A 537-nucleotide genomic window follows, 5' to 3' on the forward strand; every position below is an offset into this window, starting at 1 on the left:
TACCAAGGGGGGCGACAACAGTCTTTGCAGCGCAATCCTGAATGTCCTCGATGAGCGCTACTCGGCAGGGGGCGTACCTATGCTCGCCGGAGGGGTCATCGGTATTTCATCTTATCCCAGCCACGGACAAGACGCAATCGGACTTCTGCGGAAGTCGAGCGCGGCGCTTCTGGATGCTGAGCAGGCTAGACAGTCCTTTGCAGTCTACGATGGTGAGAAAGACGACACCTACAGGTCAAGATCGCGTCTTTTGCCGGACCTGCAAGCAGCACTTGATGCGCCGGGGCAAATTGCGTTGCAGTATCAGCCGAAGATCGATCTTGTCACGGGAGCGTGCGTTGGTGTTGAGGCGCTGGCCCGATGGAGGCATCCAGAGCACGGGCTGATTGCACCAGGAGAGTTCATTCCTCTTGCCGAAGAGACAGCCCTCATCCACCCTCTTACACAGAAGGTGCTGGATTTGGCGTTGATGCGGGCCTTCGCCTGGAGGCAGGCTGGAATGCTCATGCCGGTTGCGGTCAATATCTCGATCCGCAA

The 537-nt window shown here is 57.7% G+C and carries 1 protein-coding gene; it reads left to right on the top strand.

The features are described 5' to 3' along the window. A partial coding sequence (locus VQ042_RS25860; RefSeq protein ID WP_331823087.1) for an EAL domain-containing protein occupies positions 1-537 on the top strand: 537 nt, incomplete at both ends.

The sequence above is a fragment of the Aurantimonas sp. A2-1-M11 genome (assembly GCF_036549475.1).
Lineage (GTDB): Bacteria > Pseudomonadota > Alphaproteobacteria > Rhizobiales > Rhizobiaceae > Aurantimonas.